Source organism: Paraburkholderia phenoliruptrix (assembly GCF_019511605.1).
Classification (GTDB): Bacteria; Pseudomonadota; Gammaproteobacteria; order Burkholderiales; family Burkholderiaceae; genus Paraburkholderia; species Paraburkholderia phenoliruptrix_A.
Genome location: NZ_JAEUAV010000011.1, coordinates 1 through 19614 on the forward strand (window position 1 = coordinate 1; position 19614 = coordinate 19614).

The window sequence follows — 19614 nt, forward strand, 5'->3', positions numbered from 1 at the left end:
CCACCAACACCCCGCCACCCACACGCCGCGCCGCATCCTGCACGCGCTCGCGCGCGGCAAACGCCTCGCCAATCATCAACAGACTAGGCTGCGAAGCATCCACCCATTGCTGAGCCTCCCCAGCGGCGAGCTCTTCAAGCGTCAACGTCAGCATGCGCTCGCGCTCGGTGCTGCAAGCCTCGACAATCGCCACAGGCGTCGACGCCGGCTTGCCCGCGGCGATCAACTGTTGCGCAATCTCGACACCGCTGTCACGGCCCATGTAAAACACGAGTGAATCGGCATTCACCTGCTCGCGAATTTCGTCCGATCCGGGCGCGCGGCTGAACGTTGCCAATGCCACGCTGCGCGATACGCCGCGCAGCGTCAACGACCGCTTCAGCGAAGCGGCGCTGGCAAGCGCAGCCGTGATGCCAGGCACCACTTCATAGTGGATGCCGGCCGCCTCGAGCGCGCGCATCTCTTCATCGGCGCGACCGAACAGCATCGGGTCGCCGCCCTTCAGGCGCACCACCACTTCGTGTTCGAGAGCCGCGTCCACGATCTGCTTGTTGATGAACTGCTGCGCCGTGGACAGTCGTCCGCAGCGCTTGCCCACCGCAATGCGCCGCGCGTGGGACGGCGCGTAGTCCAGCATCGCGGGCTCGACCAGCGCGTCGTGCAGCACCACGTCGGCGGTCGCGAGAAGCCGTGCACCGCGCACCGTGATCAGGTCGGCGGCACCTGGTCCCGCGCCGATCAGATAAACCTTACCCATTTGCTTCAGCCTGTTCGTCAGTGCGCGAGCGGTGCGCGGCAGCGCAAACCGCTTACGCCGAAAACGCGCGAATCATGCCGGCCGCAACCGTGTGATGCGTCGCCTCGTCGATCAGCACGAACGCGCCCGTGCCCTGATGCGAGTCGTACACGTCGCACACCAGCGGTTTCTGCAGCGTCAGCGCCACGCGTCCGATGTCGTTCATCGCCAGTTCGCGGCGATCGGTCGAATGCGACAGCGTATGCACGTCGAGCACTTCCTTGATGGAGCCGATGCGCGCAAACACAGTGTTGGTGGTCTGCTTCAGCAGATACTTGCGCTGCGTCGAAAGCGGCGTGTCGTCGAACCAGCACAGGTCGGCTTCGAGCTTTTTCGCGGGTTCCGGCGCCGCTTCGCGCAGCACGAACGTATCGCCGCGCGACACGTCGACGTCTTCAGCGAGACGGATGGTCACGGTCTGGCCGGCGAACGCACGGTCCACCGCGGCCGTGCCGCCCACCACCGGCGCGATGATCTCGGCAACCGTGGCTTCGCGATTGGCGGGCAGCACGACGATGGTGTCGCCCACCTTCACTTCGCCCGCCTCTACGCGGCCCATGTAGCCGCGGAAGTCGTCTGCCTGGCTGCCGTCCTGGCGCGCAACCCACTGCACCGGAAAGCGCAGCGCCTGACCCGTCGCCACTTCCACCGGCAATGCTTCGAGCAGATCGAGCAGCGGCTCGCCCGCATACCACGGCATGCGCTCGCTCGCGGTCACGATGTTGTCGCCCTTGAGCGCCGACACCGGCACGAAGCGCACGTCGGAGAGGCCGAGTTGGCGCGCGAGTTCGACATACGCGTCGCGAATCTCGTTGAAGCGCGTCTCGCTGTAATCGACCAGGTCCATCTTGTTGATCGCGACAATCACATGCTGCAAGCCGAGCAGCTTGACGATCGCGCTATGACGCTTGGTCTGCGGCAACAGTTGCGCGACGCCGTCGACGAACGTCACACGCGTCGCGTCGACCAGAATGATCGCGGCGTGCGCGGTCGACGCGCCCGTCACCATGTTGCGCGTGTACTGCTCGTGTCCCGGCGTATCGGCAATGATGAACTTGCGCTTGGCCGTCGCGAAGTAGCGATACGCGACGTCGATCGTAATGCCCTGCTCGCGTTCGGCCTCAAGGCCGTCGGTCAACAGCGCGAGGTCGATTTCGTCGCCCACGGTGCGCTTGTTCTTCGCGCGCGACAGCGCCGACAACTGGTCGGAGAGCACAGCCTTGCTGTCGTACAGCAGGCGGCCGATCAACGTGCTCTTGCCGTCGTCCACGCTGCCCGCGGTAATGAAGCGAAGCACGCCGAGGTCTTCTGGCTGGTGAATGCTGCTCATGATGTTCTGTCCTTGTCGGCGTGCTTAGAAATAACCTTGCTTCTTGCGCTGTTCCATCGCGGCTTCGGAGACCTGATCGTCCATGCGCGTCGCGCCGCGCTCCGTGATTTCGGTCACGGCCGTTTCGGCGATGATCTTCTCGAGGTCGTCGGCATCGCTTTCCACCGGGCAGGTGCAGCTGATGTCGCCGACCGTGCGAAAGCGCACTACTGCGGTTTCGCTCACTTCGCCTTCGCGCATCGGCGTAAGCGGCGTGACCGGCACGAGCAGGCCGTTGCGGCGCACGATCTCGCGCTGGTGCGCGTAGTAGATCGACGGCAGTTCGAGCTTTTCGCGCGCAATGTATTGCCACACGTCGAGTTCGGTCCAGTTCGAGATCGGGAACACGCGCAGATGCTCACCGTTGTGCAGACGCGCGTTGTACAGGCTCCACAGTTCCGGGCGCTGCGCTTTCGGGTCCCACTGGCCGAACTCGTCGCGAAACGAGAAGATGCGCTCTTTCGCGCGAGCCTTTTCTTCGTCGCGGCGCGCGCCGCCGATCAGCGCGGTATAGCCGTGCTGTTCGATGGTTTCGAGCAGCGTCACCGCCTGCGCGGCGTTGCGCGAATCCGTTTCGCGGCGCAGGCGCACGGTGCCGCGCTTGATCGAGTCTTCAACGTGCCCAACCACCAGTTGCGCGCCGATTTCTTTCGCGCGGCGGTCGCGGAAGTCGATCACTTCGTCGTAGTTGTGGCCGGTGTCGATGTGCACGAGCGGGAACGGCAGCACGGTCTTGCGATTCGCGCCAATGCCGAACGCCTTTAGCGCAAGCGCGAGCACGACGACCGAATCCTTGCCGCCCGAAAACAGCAGCGCCGGCCTGCTGCACTCGGCGACCAGTTCGCGCAGGATATGAATCGACTCGGCTTCGAGCCAATCGAGGTGATCCATCCGGTTGGCCGTGTTGGCAAGCGGAGCGTTGACAGTGGAATCGAGCGTGGTGCTCATGTTTGGGTCCTTCGTTGATTCGCCCCGACGAGGTTGCTCGTCGAAGCTGAGTGATTCAATTCGCTCAGTGATCCGGTATGTGCGGGGTGAAGTCGCAAAGGCAAGTCGCCGGGCCGAACCTTCTGCACCCGAGGCCGCACAAACCAGACCTGCTTCAAGCCGGCGCGTTCTCGCTGCGGTCCACGGCAACCGGCGTGATCGTCGTGATGTGCAGCCCGCATTCCTTCGTGTCGCGCGACTCCCACCACCAGCGGCCCGCGCGGCTGTCTTCGCCGGGGCGCACCGCGCGTGTGCAAGGCTCGCAGCCGATGCTCGGATAACCGCGCGCATGCAACGGATTGACCGGCACGTCGAACGCTTTCAGGTAATCCCACACTTCGGCTTCGGTCCAGTCCGTGAGCGGATTGAACTTCGCGATCTTGCGGGCGGCGTCGTGTTCTTCCTCGTGCAGTTCGGCACGCGTCACCGACTGCTCGCGGCGCTGCCCCGTCACCCACGCGCTCACATTCGACAATGCGCGGTTGAGCGGCTCGACCTTGCGGATCTCGCAGCAGCGCTTGCGCAGATCGACACTTTCGTAAAACGCATTCAGACCGTGCGAAGCAACGTATTCGTCGACAGCGGCAGCCTGCGGATGAAACTGCTCGATCTCGTAGCCATAACGCTCTTTCACGCGATCGAGCATGCCGAGCGTCTCGGCGTGCAAACGGCCGGTGTTCAGCGAGAAGATGCCGATCTTCACACCACGCGACAGGATCGCGTGCGTGAGCAGCATGTCTTCGGCCGCGAGGCTGCTCGCGAGTTTCACGTTCACGTGGCGCGCGGCGATCGAATCGAGCAGCGCGTTCAGGCGTTCCACCTTCGCGGCAAGCTCCGGCGTCAGCGTTTGCGACGGGGCGGCGCTCATGCCGTGGCCTTTACGGAAGCCGACGAAGCCGACAGAGCCGCGCGGCGGCGAAACAGCGGCGCCGGTTCGTCGAATGCACCCTGGTACTGCACGGTGAAGTCGTCGAATGCCTTGATTGCGTCGGCGATGTCCTTGTCGGCGCGCACCGCGAATGCGTCGAAGCCGCAGCGCAGCATCAGGCGCACCTGGTCGCGCAGCACGTCGCCAATGGCGCGCAGCTCGCCCTTGTAACCGTAACGCTCGCGCAACAGGCGGGCAATGCTGTAGCCGCGGCCGTCGCGAAACACCGGGAAGTCCACCGCGATCAGCGCGACCTTGTCGAAATCGCCGGCAATGTCCGCCGGTTCGCTGTCCGGCGCGAGCCACACGCCAAGTTCGGCCGCGCCGCGCGAAGCAGCGAGCGCGTCGCGCTCTGCTTGCCACAACGCGAGCGGCACCAGCACCTTGCCGGCCGGCAGTTCGTTGACCGCGGGCAGCGAGCCGTCTTCGGCCGGGCACACGAGCGTCCAGTCGTCGTTGACGATCGCGCGGTTCTTGATGATAGAAGCCATCTGGTCTGTATCCTTTGCGCGCTTACGCGTGAGCCGGTTGACGCGACGCGTACACGCGTTCCTTGAACGGGGCAATGCCGATGCGGTTGTACGTATCGATGAAACGCTCGCCTTCGTCGCGGTGCTCGACGAACGTGTCGATCACCTTGCTGATCACGTCCGGCATTTCTTCCGCCGAGAACGACGGGCCGATCACACGGCCGAGGTGCGCACCCGTCGCGCCCGTGCCCTGTTCGCCGCCAAGCGTCACCTGATACCACTCCGAGCCATCCTTATCGACGCCCAGAATGCCGATGTTGCCGACATGGTGATGACCGCAGGCGTTGATGCAGCCCGAGATGTTCAGCGACACGTCGCCGAGGTCATACACGAAATCGAGGTCTTCGAAGCGTTGCTGGATGGCAAGCGCAATCGGAATCGACTTGGCATTCGCAAGCGAGCAGAAATCGCCGCCCGGGCACGCGATGATGTCGGTCAACAAGCCGATATTCGGCGTTGCAAAGCCTTGCGTCTTCGCCTTTTCCCACAGCGCGAACAGGTCGCGCTTCTTGACGTTCGCGAGAATCAGGTTCTGTTCGTGCGACACGCGAATCTCGCCGAACGAATACTCGTCGGCCCAATCCGCGACGGCTTCCATTTGCGCATCCGTTGCGTCGCCCGGCGCCACGAGGCCGTTCTTCAGCGAGAGCGTGACCGCCGCGTAGCCCGAAACCTTGTGCGGACGCACGTTGCGCTCCACCCAGCGCGCGAACGCGCGATTTTCCAGCAGATGCTTTTCGAACGAAGCGTCCGTGTCGGCGAGCTTCTCGTACACCGGCGGCTGGAAGTATTGCGACACGCGGTCGAGTTCGGCCTGCGTGAGCGTCGAAGGGCCGTCCTTCAGGTGCTGCCACTCTTCTTCGACCTGTGCGGCGAACTTCTCCGGCGACAATGCCTTCACGAGAATCTTGATGCGCGCCTTGTACATGTTGTCGCGGCGGCCGTAGCGGTTATACACGCGCAGCACGGCTTCGCTGTAGGTCAGCAGGTGTTGCCACGGCAGGTCGCGGCGGATCACCGCGCCGACAATCGGCGTGCGGCCGAGACCCCCGCCCGCCAGAATGTCGACCACCAGCTCGCCTTGCGCGTTGCGCTTCACATACACGCCCATGTCGTGGATCTGCACGGCTGCACGGTCTTCCTGCGAGCCGGATACGGCAATCTTGAACTTGCGCGGCAGCCACAGGAACTCGGGGTGGAACGTCGACCATTGACGCAGAATTTCCGCCCACGGACGCGGGTCGACGAATTCGTCAGGCGCGACGCCCGCGAACTGATCGGCGGTAATGTTGCGGATGCAATTGCCCGAGGTCTGAATAGCGTGCATCTGCACCGACGCGAGCTTGCGCAGAATCTCCGGCGTTTCCTCCAGCTTGATCCAGTTGAACTGGATGTTCGAGCGCGTGGAGAAATGGCCGTAGCCGCGGTCGTGCTCGCGCGCGATGGTCGCGAGCATGCGCAACTGGTCGCTGCGCAGGTTGCCGTAGGGAATCGCAATGCGGTGCATGTACGCATGGCGCTGGTAGTACAGGCCATTCTGCAGGCGCAGCGGACGGAACTCCTCTTCGCTCAATTCGCCCGACAAGCGGCGGCGAACTTGATCGGCGTACTGCGCGACCCGTTCATCGACGATGGTCTGGTCGTACTGATCGTATTGGTACATTCGGGGACCCCAATTTTTTTGCGTTACCCACGACGGTCCGGACCCGCCGCGCTCTGAACGTCCGTGTTTGTCAGCATCTGCGAGTCAGGGTTTAGACCTATCCCTCATTTGCTTATAACAAATACAGATATCCATATTGAAAAAGATGGACAGATCGTAATAAACTCGCCTTATATTTCAAACGACTAAAAAATTCTTTTGATATGCGGAGAGGTTATATATGAACCTGCATCAGTTCCGCTTCGTGCGCGAGGCTGTGCGGCAGAACTTCAATCTGACCGAAGCGGCCAAGGCGCTGTATACGAGCCAGCCCGGCGTTTCGAAGGCGATCATCGAACTGGAGGACGAGCTGGGCGTGGAAATCTTCACCCGCCACGGTAAGCGGGTGCGTTCGCTCACCGAACCGGGGCGGATCATTCTGCAGTCGGTCGAGCGGATTCTGCAGGAAGTGGAGAGCCTCAAGCGGGTCGGCAAAGACTACGCGGCGCAAGACCAGGGCAACCTCGTGATTGCCGCCACTCACACGCAGGCGCGCTATTCGCTGCCGGCCGCCATCGCCGAGTTCAAGAAGCGCTTTCCCAAGGTGCACCTTTCGATCCTTCAAGGCAGTCCCACGCAAGTGGCCGAGATGGTGCTGCACGACCAGGCGGACCTGGCCATCGCGACCGAGGCCATTTCCAACTATAAGGAACTGGTCTCGCTGCCGTGCTTTCAGTGGCACCACGTCGCCGTGATGCAGCCGGATCATCCTCTGCTCGAGCGCAAGCTGCTCTCGCTGGACGATCTGACCCAATATCCGCTGATCACCTACGATAACGCTTTCGCCGGTCGCAGCAAGATCAACGAAGCGTTCCGGCTGCGCAACCTGCACCCGGACATCGTGCTGGAGGCAATCGACGCCGACGTGATCAAGACCTACGTCGAGCTGGGTCTGGGCGTCGGCATCATGGCGGATATCGCTTTTAACACCGAGCGCGACCGCCATCTGCGCGCCATGCCCGTCGGTCACCTGTTCGGCAGCAACGTCACGCGAATCGCACTCAAACAGGGCGCGTATCTGCGCGGCTATGTGTATACGCTCGTCGAGCTGCTCTCGCCGGGCCTGAACCGCAAGCTGATCGAACAGGCGCTCAAGGGCGAACACGAAACCTACGAACTCTGATTCACTACCGCTTCGCAATTTCCGCTACGGAGACCCACACGATGACGTCGCATAAGAACAGACTTCGCGGCCTTGCCGCTCTCGGCGCGCTGTTGCTCGCCACCGCCGCGCACGCCGACATCAAGGTCGGCATCGACCTGTCGAGCACCGGCCCGGCCGCCGTGATCGGCATTACCAGCAAGAACGCCATGCTGATGTGGCCGGCCACGATTGCCGGCCAGAAAGCCGACTACATTTTCCTCGACGACGCCTCCGACCCGGGCGCCGCGGTGCGCAACATCCGCAAGCTGATCAACGAGGACCACGTGGACGTGATCGTCGGCCCCAACATCACGCCGGCTGCAATGGCCGCGCTCGATCCGGTGGCCGAAAGCCAGACGCCGATGATCACGCTGATCGGCTCTGCAAGCGTGGTCGAGCCGCAGGAAGGCAAGAAGGTGTGGGCCTACAAGATGGCGCAGACCGACAGCGCAATGGCCGACGTGATGACGCGCTACATGTCGAACCACAACGTGAAGACGGTGGGCTTCATCGGTTTCGCGGACGGCTACGGCGAAAGCTGGCTCAACGAGTTCAGCAAGTTCGCGGCGCTGCGCCACATCCAGTTGGTCGCGACCGAGCGCTATAACCGCACGGACGCGAGCGTGACCGGCCAGATTCTGAAGCTGATGGCTGCGAAGCCGGACGCTATCCTGATTGCCGGCGCCGGCACGCCGACGGTGCTGCCGCAGCGCACGTTGATCGAACGAGGTTTCAAAGGCCCGATCTACCAGACGCACGGCATCGCGACGCCGGAGTTCATCAAGCTGGGCGGCAAGGACGTGGAAGGCACGCTGTTCCCGACGCAGCCGGTGGTGGTCGCGCGCACGCTGCCGGCGGATCATCCGGCGAAAAAGGCTGCGCTCGCGTTTGCAAACGACTATGAAGCGAAGTACGGCGCAGGCAGTGTCACGCAATTTGCGGGCGATGCAGCGGGCGTGTATCCGCGTCTGCAGGATGCCGTGACACGTGCGCTGAAAGCCGCGCAGCCGGGCACGCAGGCTTTTCGCGTCGCGTTGCGCAACGAACTCGAACACGCGCATGAACTCGTCGTGCCGAACGGCGTCGTCAACACGAGCGCCAAGGATCACGTGGGGCTGGATCAGCGCGCAAGCGTGATGGGCATCATCAAGAACGGCAAGTTCGTCTATCTGAGTCAGTGAGTGGCGTGCAGGTGCAGGGCGGGCGTGGCGCGCCTGCCCGACGCTTCAAGCGCGCTGCGCTGGCTAAGTTGTTAAAGTTATAGTCTCCAACCCAACGGCGGTCCCACACCATGCGCACCACGCGAGCCATTCATGCTGTCGAGCGGCTGAAAACGCGCAGCGGCAATCCGCAGTTCGCGGCCATCAGTCTCTCAGGCGGCCTCTTCTATCTCGTCGACAAATCGGGCGGCACGGACAAGAAGGTCTCCGACCCGCTGACGCTCGACGACTTCGTCAAGTTCGTCGACGCGTACGGTCCGCCAAAGCCCCGTAAGGCGAGCAAGCTCGATGTTGCGTTCGAAGCGCAGATCAGGAAGAGCAAAGGCGGCTAGAACCGTTACCGCGCGATCTCGCGCCACTGGCCGTCCGCCGCGCTGCTCGCCAGCATCGCGTCGATGAAGCGCAGGCCCGCAACGCCGTCTTCCACGGTAGTGAGCAACAGACTCTCGGCGGGCAGCGCGCGGCCCTCGTTCAGCGCCTCGATCTGCAAGGCGGCGTCTTTATACAACTGCGCGAACGCCTCCAGATAGCCTTCCGGATGACCAGCGGGCACACGCGTCGCGTGCGCCGCGCTCGCGCCGCTCACGCGGGCGCGCGTCAAACGCTGTGCGGCCCCGCCAAGCGGCGTGAACCACAATTCGTTCGGCTGCTCCTGATCGAATGCAAGGCTTGCGCGGGTTCCGTACACGCGCAGGCGCAACGCGTTCTCCGCGCCGCTTGCCACCTGGCTCGCCCACAGCATGCCGCGCGCGCCGTTCGCATAGCGCAGCATGGCTTGCGCATGATCGTCGATGCGCCGTCCCGGCACGAAGGTATGCAACTCCGCGGAGAGCGCAACAGGCGTCATGCCCGTGACGAACGACGCGAGATGATACGCATGCGTGCCAATGTCGCCGAGACAACCCGCCGGGCCCGCAAGAGCCGGATCTGTGCGCCAGCCCGCCTGCTTGTTCAGGCCACCGTTTTCGACCGGTTCGGCAAGCCAGTCCTGGGCATATTCGACCTGTACGACGCGAATCTGGCCGATCTCGCCTGCTTCGATCATCTCGCGCGCATGGCGCACGAGCGGATAGCCGGAATACGTATGCGTGAGCGCAAACAGCCGGTTTTTCTCGCGCGCGAGTTTGGCGAGCGCCTCGCCTTCGGCGAGGGACACGGCAAGCGGCTTGTCGCACACCACATGAATGCCGGCCTCGAGAAACGCGGTTGCCACCGGCGCATGCAGATGATTAGGCGTCACGATGGCCACGGCGTCGATACCGTCGTCGCGCGCCGCTTCCGCGCGCGCCATCTCGCGCCAGTCGTCGTAGCTGCGCGCGATGCCCGCCTCGGCGGCGCTCGCCCGCGCCCGCTGCGGATCGGACGACAGCGCGCCCGCCACCAGTTCAAAGCGGTCGTCGAGCCGCGCCGCGAGACGATGCACCGCGCCGATGAACGCGCCCTGCCCGCCGCCGACCATGCCGAGTCTGAGTCTTCTGTATGGCATTGCGCCGCTCCTTTCGCCTTTACTGCCTGAGTGCTCAGATGCCGAGCACGCGCTTGAGTTGCGCCGCATCGACACCGCTGCCCGCGAAGTCGTCGAATGCATGTTCGGCCACGCGGATAATGTGCTCGCGAATGAACTGCGCGCCTTCGCGCGCGCCGTCATGCGGATGCTTGAGCGCGCACTCCCATTCGAGCACCGCCCAGCCCGGAAAATCGTATTGCGCCATCTTCGAGAAGATCGCGCCAAAGTCGATCTGCCCGTCGCCGAGCGAGCGGAAGCGTCCCGCGCGCTCCACCCAGCCGCTGTAGCCGCCGTACACGCCCTGCTTGCCGTTCGGCCGGAACTCGGCGTCTTTCACATGAAACGCCTTGATGCGCTCGTGATAGATGTCGATGAACGCAAGGTAGTCGAGCTGCTGCAACACGAAATGGCTCGGGTCGTAGAGGATGTTCGCGCGCGGATGATGCTTCACGCCCGCGAGAAAACGCTCGAAGCTCACGCCGTCGTGCAGATCCTCGCCCGGATGCAGTTCGTAGCACACGTTCACGCCGGCCGCGTCGAACGCGTCGAGAATCGGCGTCCAGCGGCGCGCCAGTTCGTCGAATGCGGCTTCGACGAGACCCGCGGGACGCTGCGGCCACGGGTACAGATACGGCCACGCGAGCGCGCCCGAAAACGACACGTGCGTGTCGAGGCCGAGACGTTGCGACGCTTTCGCCGCGAGCTTCATTTGCTCGACGGCCCACTGCGTGCGCGCCGCGGGATTGCCGCGCACGTGCGGCGCCGCGAAGCCGTCGAACAGCGTGTCGTACGCGGGGTGCACGGCCACGAGCTGCCCTTGCAGATGCGTCGACAGTTCGGTGATCGCGACGCCCGCGTTGTCGACGGTTTCACGCAGTTCGTCGCAATAGGCGTCGCTCGACGCGGCCTGTTCGAGATCGATCAGGCGCGCGTCGCACGGCACCTGAATGCCCTTGAAGCCGAGACTCGCGGCCCAACTGGCCAGATGCGCGAGATTGTCGAACGGCGCTTCGTCGCCCATGAACTGGGCGAGAAAAATCGCCGGACCTTTGATGGTTCTCATCGTATGGTTCCTTTAATCAGGGCGTGCGCCGCGCGGCTCATGATCAGAACGGCGAGTCCGGAAAATAGAAGTCTTTTGCGTTTTCCTTCGTGATGAGCACCGACGGAATGATCGTGGTCGCCGGCAGCTTCTCGCCTTTGAGGCGCGCTTCGGCCGTCAGCTTGATCGCGTCGTAGATGAACTTCGGCGAATACGACACGTCGGCCTTGGTGAGCGGCGCGCCGTCCATCACGTTCTTTACCATGCCCTTGGAGCCCGCGCCGCCGAACACGATCTTGATGTCGCTGCGCTTTGCCTGGTCGATGGCCTTGAGCACGCCGACCGCCATGTCGTCGTCGGCGGCCCACACGGCGTCGATGTGCTTGAAGCGCGTGAGGTAGTCCTGCATCACCTTGAACGCGTCGTCGCGGTTCCAGTTCGCGTACTTGGCGTCGAGAATCTTGATCTTCGGATAGGCCTTCAGCACGCCGGTGAAAGCGCTCCAGCGTTCGTTGTCGAGCGTGGTCGGAATGCCGCGCAGTGCGACGATGTCGCCCCTGCCGTCGAGCGCCTTGGCCAGATACTCGGCGGGGATTCTGCCGAACGCGGTGTTGTCGCCGGCCACGTAGGCGTCCTGCGCGCTGGTGTCGGTCAGGCCGCGATCCACCACCGTCACATACACGCCCTTCTTCTTGACCTGCGCAACCGGCTGCGTGAGCGACGCCGATTCGAACGGAAAGATCACGAGCGCATTGATCCTGTTGACCGTGACGAGGTCCTGCAACTGGTTTGCCTGCTCGGGCGAGCCGGCCGCGGTCTTCACGATCACCTTGAGGTTCGGGTGCGCTTTCTCGAGATCGGCCTTTGCCTTGTTGGCCCACCAGACAATGCCGCCGGTGAAGCCGTGATCCGCAGTGGGAATCGCGACGCCCAGCGTGACCTTGTCGTCGGCGCGGGCAATGCCCGCGCTGCTCAAGATGCCCAACGCCAGCATGCCGGCGCCGATCGCTCGAATGACCTGTTTCATGGTTGCGTCTCCTATCTGCTGTTATGAAGCGCGTCTGCGCCTCTTCGTTTGTTTCACCTCGAACCGCTGCCCTACCGCCGTCCGCGCTGCACGAACGCGACGAAGATAATCACCACGCCCTGCACCGCAGCGTTCAGATACACGCTGATAATGCTGGTGAGATTCAGAATGTTGGCGATCACCGACAACAGAATCGCGCCGATCACCGTGCCGATCACGCGCCCTTCACCGCCCTTCAGTGCCGTGCCGCCCACCACCACCGACGCAATCGCCTCGAGCTCCCACAGCAGCCCGGTGGTCGGCGTCGCCGAACCGAGACGCGGCACGTACAGCACGGTCGCAACGCCGACGCAAATGCCAAGCAGCACATACGTCACGATCTTCACGCTGTCCACGCGAATCGCCGCGTAACGCGCGACCTGTTCGTTCGAGCCGATGGCCTGCACGTGCCGCCCGAAAGCCGTGCGGTTGAGAATCAGCGCGCCGCCGGCCGCTGTCACGAGAAACACCCAGATCGGCACGGGTACGCCGAAGAGGCTCGCGTAATAGACCGGTCCATAAAGATCGGATAACGAATTATCGAGCGTCAGCGCGCCGCCGTCGGCGAGCCAGGTGAGCACCGCGCGAAAAATGCCGAGCGTACCCAGCGTGACGATGAACGGCTCGATGCGCCCCTTCGTGATGAGCAGGCCATGCGCGCAGCCGAACAGTCCGCCCAGCGCGAGTGCAAAGACAATGCCGAGCGTGACGATCGTCAGAGGCGCGAACGTATGGCCGCCCACGCCCGCCGCAAGCGCGTTCATCAGCCAGATCATGCTGCCCGCGATCAGCGCGGCCATCGAGCCGACCGACAGGTCGATGCCGCCCGAAATGATCACGAACGTCATGCCCACGGCAATGATGCCGATGAACGAAGTGCGCGTGAGCACGTTCATCATGTTGTCGAGCGTGGCGAAATCGGGGTTCAGCAGCGTGCCGACGATACACAGCGCGATCAGCCCGGCGAACGGCCCGAGCGCATACAGACGATGCGCGAAGCGCAGCGCGCGGCCGGATTGCACGGCTTCAGTGGGTGCCGGTCGCATGGGCGATCAACTCCTCTTCGGTCAGATGTTCGAGCGTGAGTGTGGCCGGCAGGCGCCCCGCGCGCATCACGGCGACGCGGTGACACAAGCCGATCAGCTCGATCAGTTCGGATGAAATGACGATCACCGCGCGGCCCTGCGCGGCGAGACGATGAATCAGGAAGTAGATATCGCGTTTCGCGCCGACGTCTACGCCGCGCGTCGGTTCGTCGAGCACGATCACGTCCGGCTCCGGCTGTAGGAACTTGGCGAGTGCGAGCTTCTGCTGATTGCCGCCCGAAAGCATGCGCGCGCGGTTCGACAGGTCGCCGGTGCGAATGCCGAATTCGCTCACGGCGCTCTTCAAAGCTTCGCGGGCCGCCTTCATATCGAGCAGCGGACGCGCGTAGCGCTCGAGCGTCATCAGCGTGAGGTTGTCCTGCAGGTTCAGGTTCACGTGCAGACCTTTGCCTTTGCGGTCTTCGCTCAGGTAGGTCAGACCGTGACGCATGGCGTCGCGCGGACTCTTCAGATCGACGCTGCGGCCCGCTATTTCAATGCGCCCCGCCGTGCGTTTGCGCAAGCCGATGATCGCTTCGAACGCTTCGGTGCGGCCCGCGCCGACGAGTCCCGCGAAACCCAACACTTCGCCGGCGCGCACCTCGAAGCTCAGGTCTTCGACCCAGTCCGGCACACTCAGCCCTTCTACTTTGAGCGCAACCGGCGCGCTCGCGGACACGGTGATCTTTGCAGGAAACATGTCGGACACGTCGCGGCCGACCATCAGGTTCGCCATCTGCTGCCGCGCGAGCGCGGCCGTTTCGTTGCGTGCGACAAAGCGGCCATCGCGCATCACGATCACCTCGTCGGTGATGCGCTCCACTTCATCGAGCTTGTGCGAGATGTACACGATCGTCACGCCGTCCGCCTTCAGCTTCGCCATCAGCGTGAACAGGCGCTCGGTTTCGGAAGGCGTGAGCGTGGCCGTCGGCTCGTCCATGATGAGCAGCCGCGCGCGGCGCGACAGCGCTTTGGCAATTTCTACCATCTGTTTTTCGGCGACGATCAACTCGCGCACCTTCGTGTCGGGCGCCCTGTCGAGACCCACCTGCGCGAGATAGCGCGCGGCTTCCGCGCGCATCGCGGCATCGTCGACGAACCAGCCGCGCCGCTTCTCGTGGCCGAGGTACATGTTCTGCGCAATCGTCAGATGCTCGGCGAGATTGAACTCCTGGTGAATCAGCACGATGCCTTGCGACTCGGCGTCGCGCGAACCGTTGAACTGCCTGGCTCGGCCGTCGATGAGCACGGTGCCGGAGGTCGCGGTCTCATAGCCCGCGAGAATTTTCATCAGCGTCGACTTGCCCGCGCCGTTCTCGCCGAGCAGACCGTAGATGCGCGCTGGCGCGAGGTCGAAGCTCACGCCGTGCAGCACGCGCACGGGGCCGAAGTCTTTGCGGATGTCGTCGAAACGGATCGCGAGACTCATGGTTCAGGTGCTCCCGCGAATCACGAGCCGGTGCGGCAACAGCACGCCAGGCACGTTCGCCAGCGGATTCGCAAGCCGCTGCAGCAAGAGGCGCGCGGCGGTCTCGCCGAGTTCGCGCATTGGCTGCGCGATCGTGGTGAGCGGCGGGTCGACTTGCGCCGCGATGGAGATGTCGTCGAAACCGATCACCGCCACGTCATCGGGCACGCGTTTGCCGATGCTGCGCAAGCCGTGCAGCACGCCGGTGGCGAGCGTGTCAGAAACGGCGAAGATCGCGGTGGGCGCATCGGGCGGCAGCATCAGCGTGGCGGCGGCCGAGGCGCCCGCTTCGTAGTCCAGGCTGTTGAGGTTCATGCGCCAGCCGGGAAGCGGCGTGATGCCCGCTTCGGTCAGCGCGTCGAGATAGCCTTGCTGCCTCTGGCGTGCATACAGATAGTCGATGTCGGAATTGATGAGGCCTATGCGCTGGTGCCCGCGCGCGAGCAAATGCCGCACGGCGTCGCCCGCTGCCCGATAGTTGTCGATGCCGACGTACGGCACGCCCATCGCCGGATCGAACTCGCAGCAGGCGACCCACGGCAGCGCGCTCGACGCTTCGCCGAGCGCCTGCTGGATCGTCGCGGGGTCCAGGCAGATCGCGCCGTCCGCGCGGCGGCGGCGCAGCAGGTCGAAGTAACTGCGCTCGCGGCCCGCGTCGGCGCCGGTATCGCACAACAGCATGAAGTAGCCGTGCTGACGCGCGACGCTGTCGATGCCGCGCACGATCTCCGCGTAAAACGGATTGCCGAAGTCGGGCACCATGGTCAGCAGCAGACGGCTTTCGGCCGTGCGCAAGTTGCGCGCGAGTTCGTTCACGCGGTAGCCGCTTGCGTCGATGGCGGCTAGCACCTTGTCGCGCGTCGCGGGCCGAACGTTCTCGTGCGCGTTCAGCACGCGCGACACCGTGGCGACCGACACGCCCGCCTGCCTCGCGACGCCGGCAATGGACACGCCCTCCGTGCCATGCCGGGCATGCGCGAGCGGCTGCGTCTCCATGAGCGGCTCACGCTGCGATTGCGGGGCCGGCTCGACTGGCGCCGCGCTCGGGGCGGCAGGTTTCGCTTTTGACGTGGAACGGGACACGCGCTCGGCTTCCGAAAAATGTAATCGATTACATTCTTGGGCGAAAACGCAAGGGACTGCAAGGCCGGATTGCTAGGGATAAACACGGGGGCGACGCTGACAGGACAGCCGCGAGCGCGGCCAAAAGTGCGGCCAAAAGTCCGACCAGCAGCGTAGCCAAACGGCGGCAAAAACGCGGCCAGCAGCGCGGCTAGAAGCGGGCTAGAAGCGGGCTAGAAGCGGGCTAGAAGCGGGCGAAAGGCGCGGCCAGCAGCGGTTGCCGCCTCTCGCCCGGGCTCCGGGCGCCATTTGGTACAATCCCGCAGTTACGCTGCCGCGGCGTGCTTGCCTGCATTCTGCCGGGGCGCTCGCGCAGCAGGAAAATCGCCACACTCGCCAAACCAGAACCGCCAAATCCACCATGAACATCGAGCAAGCGCGTTTCAACATGATCGAACAGCAGATCCGCCCCTGGGAAGTGCTCGACCAGGACGTGCTGAATCTGCTGTCGATCGTCAAGCGTGAAAACTTCGTCCCCGCCGCTTACCGCGAACTGGCTTTCGCCGACTTCGAAGTGCCGCTGCCGGCCGGCCAGCACATGCTGGCGCCGCGCGTCGAAGCGCGCGTGCTGCAGGAACTGGCGGTGAAGAAACACGAAAGCGTGCTGGAAATCGGCGCCGGCTCCGGTTATATGGCGGCGCTGCTCGCGCATCGCGCGCAACACGTGCTGACCGTCGACATCGAACCCGAACTCGCTGAACTGGCCAAGGCCAACCTGATCGGCAACGGCGTGCTGAACGTGGAAGTCGCAACGGGCGACGCCGCACGCGGCTGGGCCGCCGCCGCTCCGTACGACGTGATCTGCGTGTCGGGCGGGCTGCCGGTGCTGCCGCAGGAAATGCTCGAGCATCTGAAGATTGGCGGCCGTCTGGCTGCGTTCGTCGGCACGGCGCCGGTCATGAAAGCGCAGGTCATCACGCGTATCGACGAAAAGCAGTACCGCATTGCCGACGTGTTCGAGACGTATGTCGAGCCGCTCGTCAACGCCGTGCAGCCGCCGCGCTTCAAGTTCTGATCTGCCTTTTTCACGGAACGGCCGGCGCGCCCGCGCCGTCCATTGAACGGAAGTCCCGCTGATGCAAAACCTGACCGCTCCCGCGCTCGCCGAATGGCTCGCCGACACCTCGCGCCCGGCTCCCGTGCTGCTCGACGTGCGCGAACCGTGGGAACTCCAGACGGCTTCGATGCCCGGCATCGTGTCGATCCCGATGCGCGAAATTCCCGCGCGCAGCGAAGAGCTGGATGACGACGCGCAGATCGTCTGCATCTGCCATCACGGCGCGCGCAGCGCCCAGGTCGCGATGTTCCTCGAGTCGCGCGGCCACACCAACGTCTTCAATCTGCAAGGCGGGATTGACGCGTGGTCGCGTCAGGTGGATCCGTCGGTTCCGACGTACTGATTTTTCGCGGGCGGCCAGGCGTGGGCAGGCGCCGTTGGTGGCGTCTGCTCTGTGGTGCTTGCTTGCGGACTTGTTTGCGGGCTGGTTTATGGGCTTGCAGCGGTCTCTGGCGCGCACGTCGCTGGACGCGAACGTGCGCGGCTATCAGGCCGAGGTGCGTAACAACATCAATGTGTTGAGCGCGCAAGACCGGTTCTTCTGTCTGCGCGACACGGCGAGGTCAATCAGAGCGGGTGATTCAGATCGGCCGCCAGTTGCGACGCAATGCTGTTCGCCCCTTCTGTCAGATCACCCTTGATTTCAGCGGCAGCAACGTGCTGCTTGCCGAAGTTGAATGTCTTTCGATAAATCGCATTACCGGCATCCAACGGGTCGGCGTCATTCGGCTTCTTTCTGAATTCCAGCAATGCGCTCGCCTTCGGGTACATCACCGCATTAGCGGATATATAAAGGTTGCCCGATTGCAACTGATAGCCGACGTCGACAAAAAGAACAGCACTTGCCGACGATTTGTCGTAGGCGATTCTTTTCTGCGTGCTCGAATTGACGGTTTCCACGTCAAGCGGCGCACTGAACTTGACATCCTGAAGCGTGGCAATTGCATCGTTCGAAGCCTGCTTCATGACGGTTCTGAAATCGTAATCGTGCAGTTGATCGAACATGGGAGCCGCGTCTTTTTCCGCGGAAGCCCGGCGAGCCGCGTCGATTCCGGCCACGATCAGCGCCCCCAGTAGTCCGGTCGCACCCGGGTTGGTCGGCACGACCGTCACGGCCAAACCGTTCTGCGGAATAAACAGTGTGCCCTCTACATTTTTGAGGTTTTGCTGCTCCTGCTTTGTCAGAGACATGGGAGGCGTCGCCGCACATCCGGTCAAGGCGGCAAAACACAGCAGGAGAGTAAGTCTTTTGAAATTCATTGGCAGCCCCGTATGACTATCATTGCTTTAATTGGAGCGAGCTACCGGTGCCTTACTCTATTTAGCGACTACAATTTCCCAGAGCGGGACTCTGGCAATACTGCGTAAGACGCCTCATGCGCACCATTGAAGGACCGATAATCGCACACTGATCAACGGCAATCTTCTGACAAACTTTAATCAACGGTGGCGTGATTTCGATATGGCGGACAGCGTGCCGCGAGCGCTCATGTGGGCAACCATTCGGTGTGCGCCGGCGCCTTGATTCTTCGCTTGCAGCGAGGATCGGGTACAAACCATCAAAGAGCCCGCGCGCAGCGGGCTCTTTCTCATGCGCTTACCCCTTGACGAACGCAAGCAGATCCGCGTTCAGCACATCGGCATTCACGGTCAACATGCCGTGCGAGAAACCCGGATACGTTTTCAGCGTGCCGTTCTTCAGCAGCTTGACCGACTTCAGCGCCGAGTCGGCGATCGGCACGATCTGGTCGTCTTCGCCGTGCAGCACCAGCGTCGGCACGCCAATCGCGCGAAGGTCCTCGGTCTGGTCCGTTTCCGAAAACGCCTTGATGCCTTCATAGTGCGCCTTCGCACTGCCCATCATGCCCTGGCGCCACCAGTTCTGGATCACACCCTGGTGCACCGTTGCACCCGGCCGGTTGAAACCGTAGAACGGGCCAGCCGGAACGTCGACGAAAAACTGCGCGCGATTGTCCGCTAGCGCCTTGCGAAAGCCGTCGAAAACCTCGAGCGGCAGACCTTCAGGATTCGCCTCGGTCTTGAGCATGAGCGGCGGCACGGCGCTCACCAGCACCGCCTTCGCGACGCGGCCGGCAGGCTCGCCGTGCCTTGCGACATAACGCGCCACCTCGCCGCCGCCCGTCGAATGGCCGATATGCACGGCGTTGCGCAGATCCAGCGCTTCGACTACCGCAAACGCGTCGGCCGCGTAGTGGTCCATGTCGTGCCCGTCCGATACCTGCGACGAGCGGCCGTGGCCGCGCCGGTCGTGTGCGATCACACGATAACCGTTCTGCACGAAGAACAGCATCTGCGCGTCCCAGTCGTCGGAAGACAACGGCCAGCCATGATGGAAGACGATGGGCTGCGCGTCTTTCGGGCCCCAGTCTTTGTAGAAAATCTCGACATTGTCCTTCGTGGTCACATACGGCATGGTCATTTCTCCTGTTTCGGTTGTCGGGCATGCCGGCTAGATGATCCGGCGCCAATGTTACGAAAGCCACCGCGGCGGCAGCAAACGCTCAAAGCAACTGCGAAAACGCTGAGTGAAGAATACGGAGGTGCTGTGCTTTAGGGAAGAGCGGAGTTTG

The 19614-nt window shown here is 63.4% G+C and carries 19 protein-coding genes; 5 read left to right on the top strand and 14 right to left on the bottom strand.

Annotated elements, in window-relative coordinates; all coding sequences use genetic code 11:
- The 6 genes from cobA to JNB89_RS15760 form a co-directional block, all read right to left on the bottom strand.
- Positions 1-757: uroporphyrinogen-III C-methyltransferase (gene cobA / locus JNB89_RS15735; RefSeq protein WP_220362850.1), on the bottom strand; the 757-nt coding region annotated here is incomplete at its 3' end.
- A gap of 52 nt (positions 758-809) precedes the next feature.
- Positions 810-2126 (bottom strand): sulfate adenylyltransferase subunit 1, encoded by a 1317-nt coding sequence (locus JNB89_RS15740; RefSeq protein ID WP_220362851.1) that lies wholly within the window; start codon positions 2124-2126, stop codon positions 810-812.
- Positions 2127-2150: 24 nt separating this feature from the next.
- Entirely contained in the window at positions 2151-3113 is a 963-nt protein-coding gene (cysD, locus tag JNB89_RS15745) for a sulfate adenylyltransferase subunit CysD (protein ID WP_220362852.1), read from the bottom strand.
- A gap of 154 nt (positions 3114-3267) precedes the next feature.
- Positions 3268-4020, bottom strand: a complete 753-nt coding sequence (locus tag JNB89_RS15750) for a phosphoadenylyl-sulfate reductase (RefSeq protein WP_220362853.1) — start codon at positions 4018-4020, stop codon at positions 3268-3270.
- Positions 4017-4571 (bottom strand): DUF934 domain-containing protein, encoded by a 555-nt coding sequence (locus tag JNB89_RS15755; RefSeq protein ID WP_220362854.1) that lies wholly within the window; start codon positions 4569-4571, stop codon positions 4017-4019. The genes JNB89_RS15750 and JNB89_RS15755 overlap by 4 nt, the downstream gene beginning before the upstream one ends.
- A 22-nt stretch (positions 4572-4593) precedes the next feature.
- The gene (locus JNB89_RS15760) at positions 4594-6273 is read right to left on the bottom strand and encodes a nitrite/sulfite reductase (protein ID WP_220362855.1); all 1680 of its coding nucleotides are present in this window, start codon (positions 6271-6273) and stop codon (positions 4594-4596) included.
- 220 nt (positions 6274-6493) lie between these two features.
- On the opposite strand from JNB89_RS15760, the gene JNB89_RS15765 reads away from it, so the two are divergent.
- From JNB89_RS15765 to JNB89_RS15775, 3 genes are all read left to right on the top strand, one after another.
- Positions 6494-7435 carry a CysB family HTH-type transcriptional regulator gene (locus JNB89_RS15765; RefSeq protein WP_013338446.1) on the top strand — a complete coding sequence of 314 codons (942 nt, stop codon included), beginning with the start codon at positions 6494-6496 and terminating at the stop codon, positions 7433-7435.
- A gap of 41 nt (positions 7436-7476) precedes the next feature.
- A complete protein-coding gene (locus tag JNB89_RS15770; RefSeq protein WP_013338445.1) occupies positions 7477-8637 on the top strand; it encodes an ABC transporter substrate-binding protein in 1161 nt (386 codons plus the stop codon).
- A gap of 110 nt (positions 8638-8747) precedes the next feature.
- Positions 8748-9008: a hypothetical protein gene (locus JNB89_RS15775; protein ID WP_013338444.1), complete on the top strand. Its 261-nt coding sequence runs from the start codon at positions 8748-8750 to the stop codon at positions 9006-9008.
- A gap of 5 nt (positions 9009-9013) precedes the next feature.
- Here JNB89_RS15775 and JNB89_RS15780 read toward each other — a convergent pair whose 3' ends face one another.
- The 6 genes from JNB89_RS15780 to JNB89_RS15805 form a co-directional block, all read right to left on the bottom strand.
- Complete coding sequence (locus tag JNB89_RS15780) at positions 9014-10162, bottom strand: Gfo/Idh/MocA family protein (RefSeq protein WP_220362856.1); 1149 nt, start codon at positions 10160-10162, stop codon at positions 9014-9016.
- Positions 10163-10196: 34 nt separating this feature from the next.
- Positions 10197-11246 (bottom strand): sugar phosphate isomerase/epimerase family protein, encoded by a 1050-nt coding sequence (locus tag JNB89_RS15785; RefSeq protein ID WP_013338442.1) that lies wholly within the window; start codon positions 11244-11246, stop codon positions 10197-10199.
- Between the two features lie 43 nt (positions 11247-11289).
- A complete protein-coding gene (locus JNB89_RS15790; RefSeq protein WP_220362857.1) occupies positions 11290-12252 on the bottom strand; it encodes a substrate-binding domain-containing protein in 963 nt (320 codons plus the stop codon).
- A 71-nt stretch (positions 12253-12323) separates the two neighbouring features.
- Entirely contained in the window at positions 12324-13337 is a 1014-nt protein-coding gene (locus JNB89_RS15795; RefSeq protein ID WP_220362858.1) for an ABC transporter permease, read from the bottom strand.
- Entirely contained in the window at positions 13318-14805 is a 1488-nt protein-coding gene (locus tag JNB89_RS15800) for a sugar ABC transporter ATP-binding protein (RefSeq protein ID WP_220362859.1), read from the bottom strand. The genes JNB89_RS15795 and JNB89_RS15800 overlap by 20 nt, the downstream gene beginning before the upstream one ends.
- Positions 14806-14808: 3 nt before the next feature.
- Positions 14809-15927, bottom strand: a complete 1119-nt coding sequence (locus JNB89_RS15805; RefSeq protein ID WP_220362860.1) for a LacI family DNA-binding transcriptional regulator — start codon at positions 15925-15927, stop codon at positions 14809-14811.
- A 400-nt stretch (positions 15928-16327) separates the two neighbouring features.
- Here JNB89_RS15805 and JNB89_RS15810 point away from each other — a divergent pair, with 400 nt between their 5' ends.
- Both JNB89_RS15810 and JNB89_RS15815 read left to right on the top strand, forming a co-directional pair.
- Positions 16328-16981 (top strand): protein-L-isoaspartate O-methyltransferase family protein, encoded by a 654-nt coding sequence (locus JNB89_RS15810; RefSeq protein ID WP_013338437.1) that lies wholly within the window; start codon positions 16328-16330, stop codon positions 16979-16981.
- Between the two features lie 61 nt (positions 16982-17042).
- Complete coding sequence (locus tag JNB89_RS15815) at positions 17043-17366, top strand: rhodanese-like domain-containing protein (RefSeq protein ID WP_013338436.1); 324 nt, start codon at positions 17043-17045, stop codon at positions 17364-17366.
- 224 nt (positions 17367-17590) lie between these two features.
- Here JNB89_RS15815 and JNB89_RS15820 read toward each other — a convergent pair whose 3' ends face one another.
- Positions 17591-18283, bottom strand: coding sequence for a hypothetical protein (locus tag JNB89_RS15820; protein ID WP_220362861.1), 693 nt, complete (start codon positions 18281-18283; stop codon positions 17591-17593).
- Between the two features lie 337 nt (positions 18284-18620).
- Entirely contained in the window at positions 18621-19457 is an 837-nt protein-coding gene (locus JNB89_RS15825) for an alpha/beta fold hydrolase (RefSeq protein ID WP_013338433.1), read from the bottom strand.
- Positions 19458-19614: the final 157 nt, after the last annotated feature.

What these genes read in the sequence shown, in the direction of transcription:
- JNB89_RS15740 (WP_220362851.1), bottom strand. Translation starts at nt 2,126, where the DNA reads ATGAGCAGCATTCACCAGCCAGAAGACCTCGGCGTGCTTCGCTTCATT.
- cysD (WP_220362852.1), bottom strand. Translation starts at nt 3,113, where the DNA reads ATGAGCACCACGCTCGATTCCACTGTCAACGCTCCGCTTGCCAACACG.
- JNB89_RS15750 (WP_220362853.1), bottom strand. Translation starts at nt 4,020, where the DNA reads ATGAGCGCCGCCCCGTCGCAAACGCTGACGCCGGAGCTTGCCGCGAAG.
- JNB89_RS15755 (WP_220362854.1), bottom strand. Translation starts at nt 4,571, where the DNA reads ATGGCTTCTATCATCAAGAACCGCGCGATCGTCAACGACGACTGGACG.
- JNB89_RS15760 (WP_220362855.1), bottom strand. Translation starts at nt 6,273, where the DNA reads ATGTACCAATACGATCAGTACGACCAGACCATCGTCGATGAACGGGTC.
- JNB89_RS15765 (WP_013338446.1), top strand. Translation starts at nt 6,494, where the DNA reads ATGAACCTGCATCAGTTCCGCTTCGTGCGCGAGGCTGTGCGGCAGAAC.
- JNB89_RS15770 (WP_013338445.1), top strand. Translation starts at nt 7,477, where the DNA reads ATGACGTCGCATAAGAACAGACTTCGCGGCCTTGCCGCTCTCGGCGCG.
- JNB89_RS15775 (WP_013338444.1), top strand. Translation starts at nt 8,748, where the DNA reads ATGCGCACCACGCGAGCCATTCATGCTGTCGAGCGGCTGAAAACGCGC.
- JNB89_RS15780 (WP_220362856.1), bottom strand. Translation starts at nt 10,162, where the DNA reads ATGCCATACAGAAGACTCAGACTCGGCATGGTCGGCGGCGGGCAGGGC.
- JNB89_RS15785 (WP_013338442.1), bottom strand. Translation starts at nt 11,246, where the DNA reads ATGAGAACCATCAAAGGTCCGGCGATTTTTCTCGCCCAGTTCATGGGC.
- JNB89_RS15790 (WP_220362857.1), bottom strand. Translation starts at nt 12,252, where the DNA reads ATGAAACAGGTCATTCGAGCGATCGGCGCCGGCATGCTGGCGTTGGGC.
- JNB89_RS15795 (WP_220362858.1), bottom strand. Translation starts at nt 13,337, where the DNA reads ATGCGACCGGCACCCACTGAAGCCGTGCAATCCGGCCGCGCGCTGCGC.
- JNB89_RS15800 (WP_220362859.1), bottom strand. Translation starts at nt 14,805, where the DNA reads ATGAGTCTCGCGATCCGTTTCGACGACATCCGCAAAGACTTCGGCCCC.
- JNB89_RS15810 (WP_013338437.1), top strand. Translation starts at nt 16,328, where the DNA reads ATGAACATCGAGCAAGCGCGTTTCAACATGATCGAACAGCAGATCCGC.
- JNB89_RS15815 (WP_013338436.1), top strand. Translation starts at nt 17,043, where the DNA reads ATGCAAAACCTGACCGCTCCCGCGCTCGCCGAATGGCTCGCCGACACC.
- JNB89_RS15820 (WP_220362861.1), bottom strand. Translation starts at nt 18,283, where the DNA reads ATGAATTTCAAAAGACTTACTCTCCTGCTGTGTTTTGCCGCCTTGACC.
- JNB89_RS15825 (WP_013338433.1), bottom strand. Translation starts at nt 19,457, where the DNA reads ATGCCGTATGTGACCACGAAGGACAATGTCGAGATTTTCTACAAAGAC.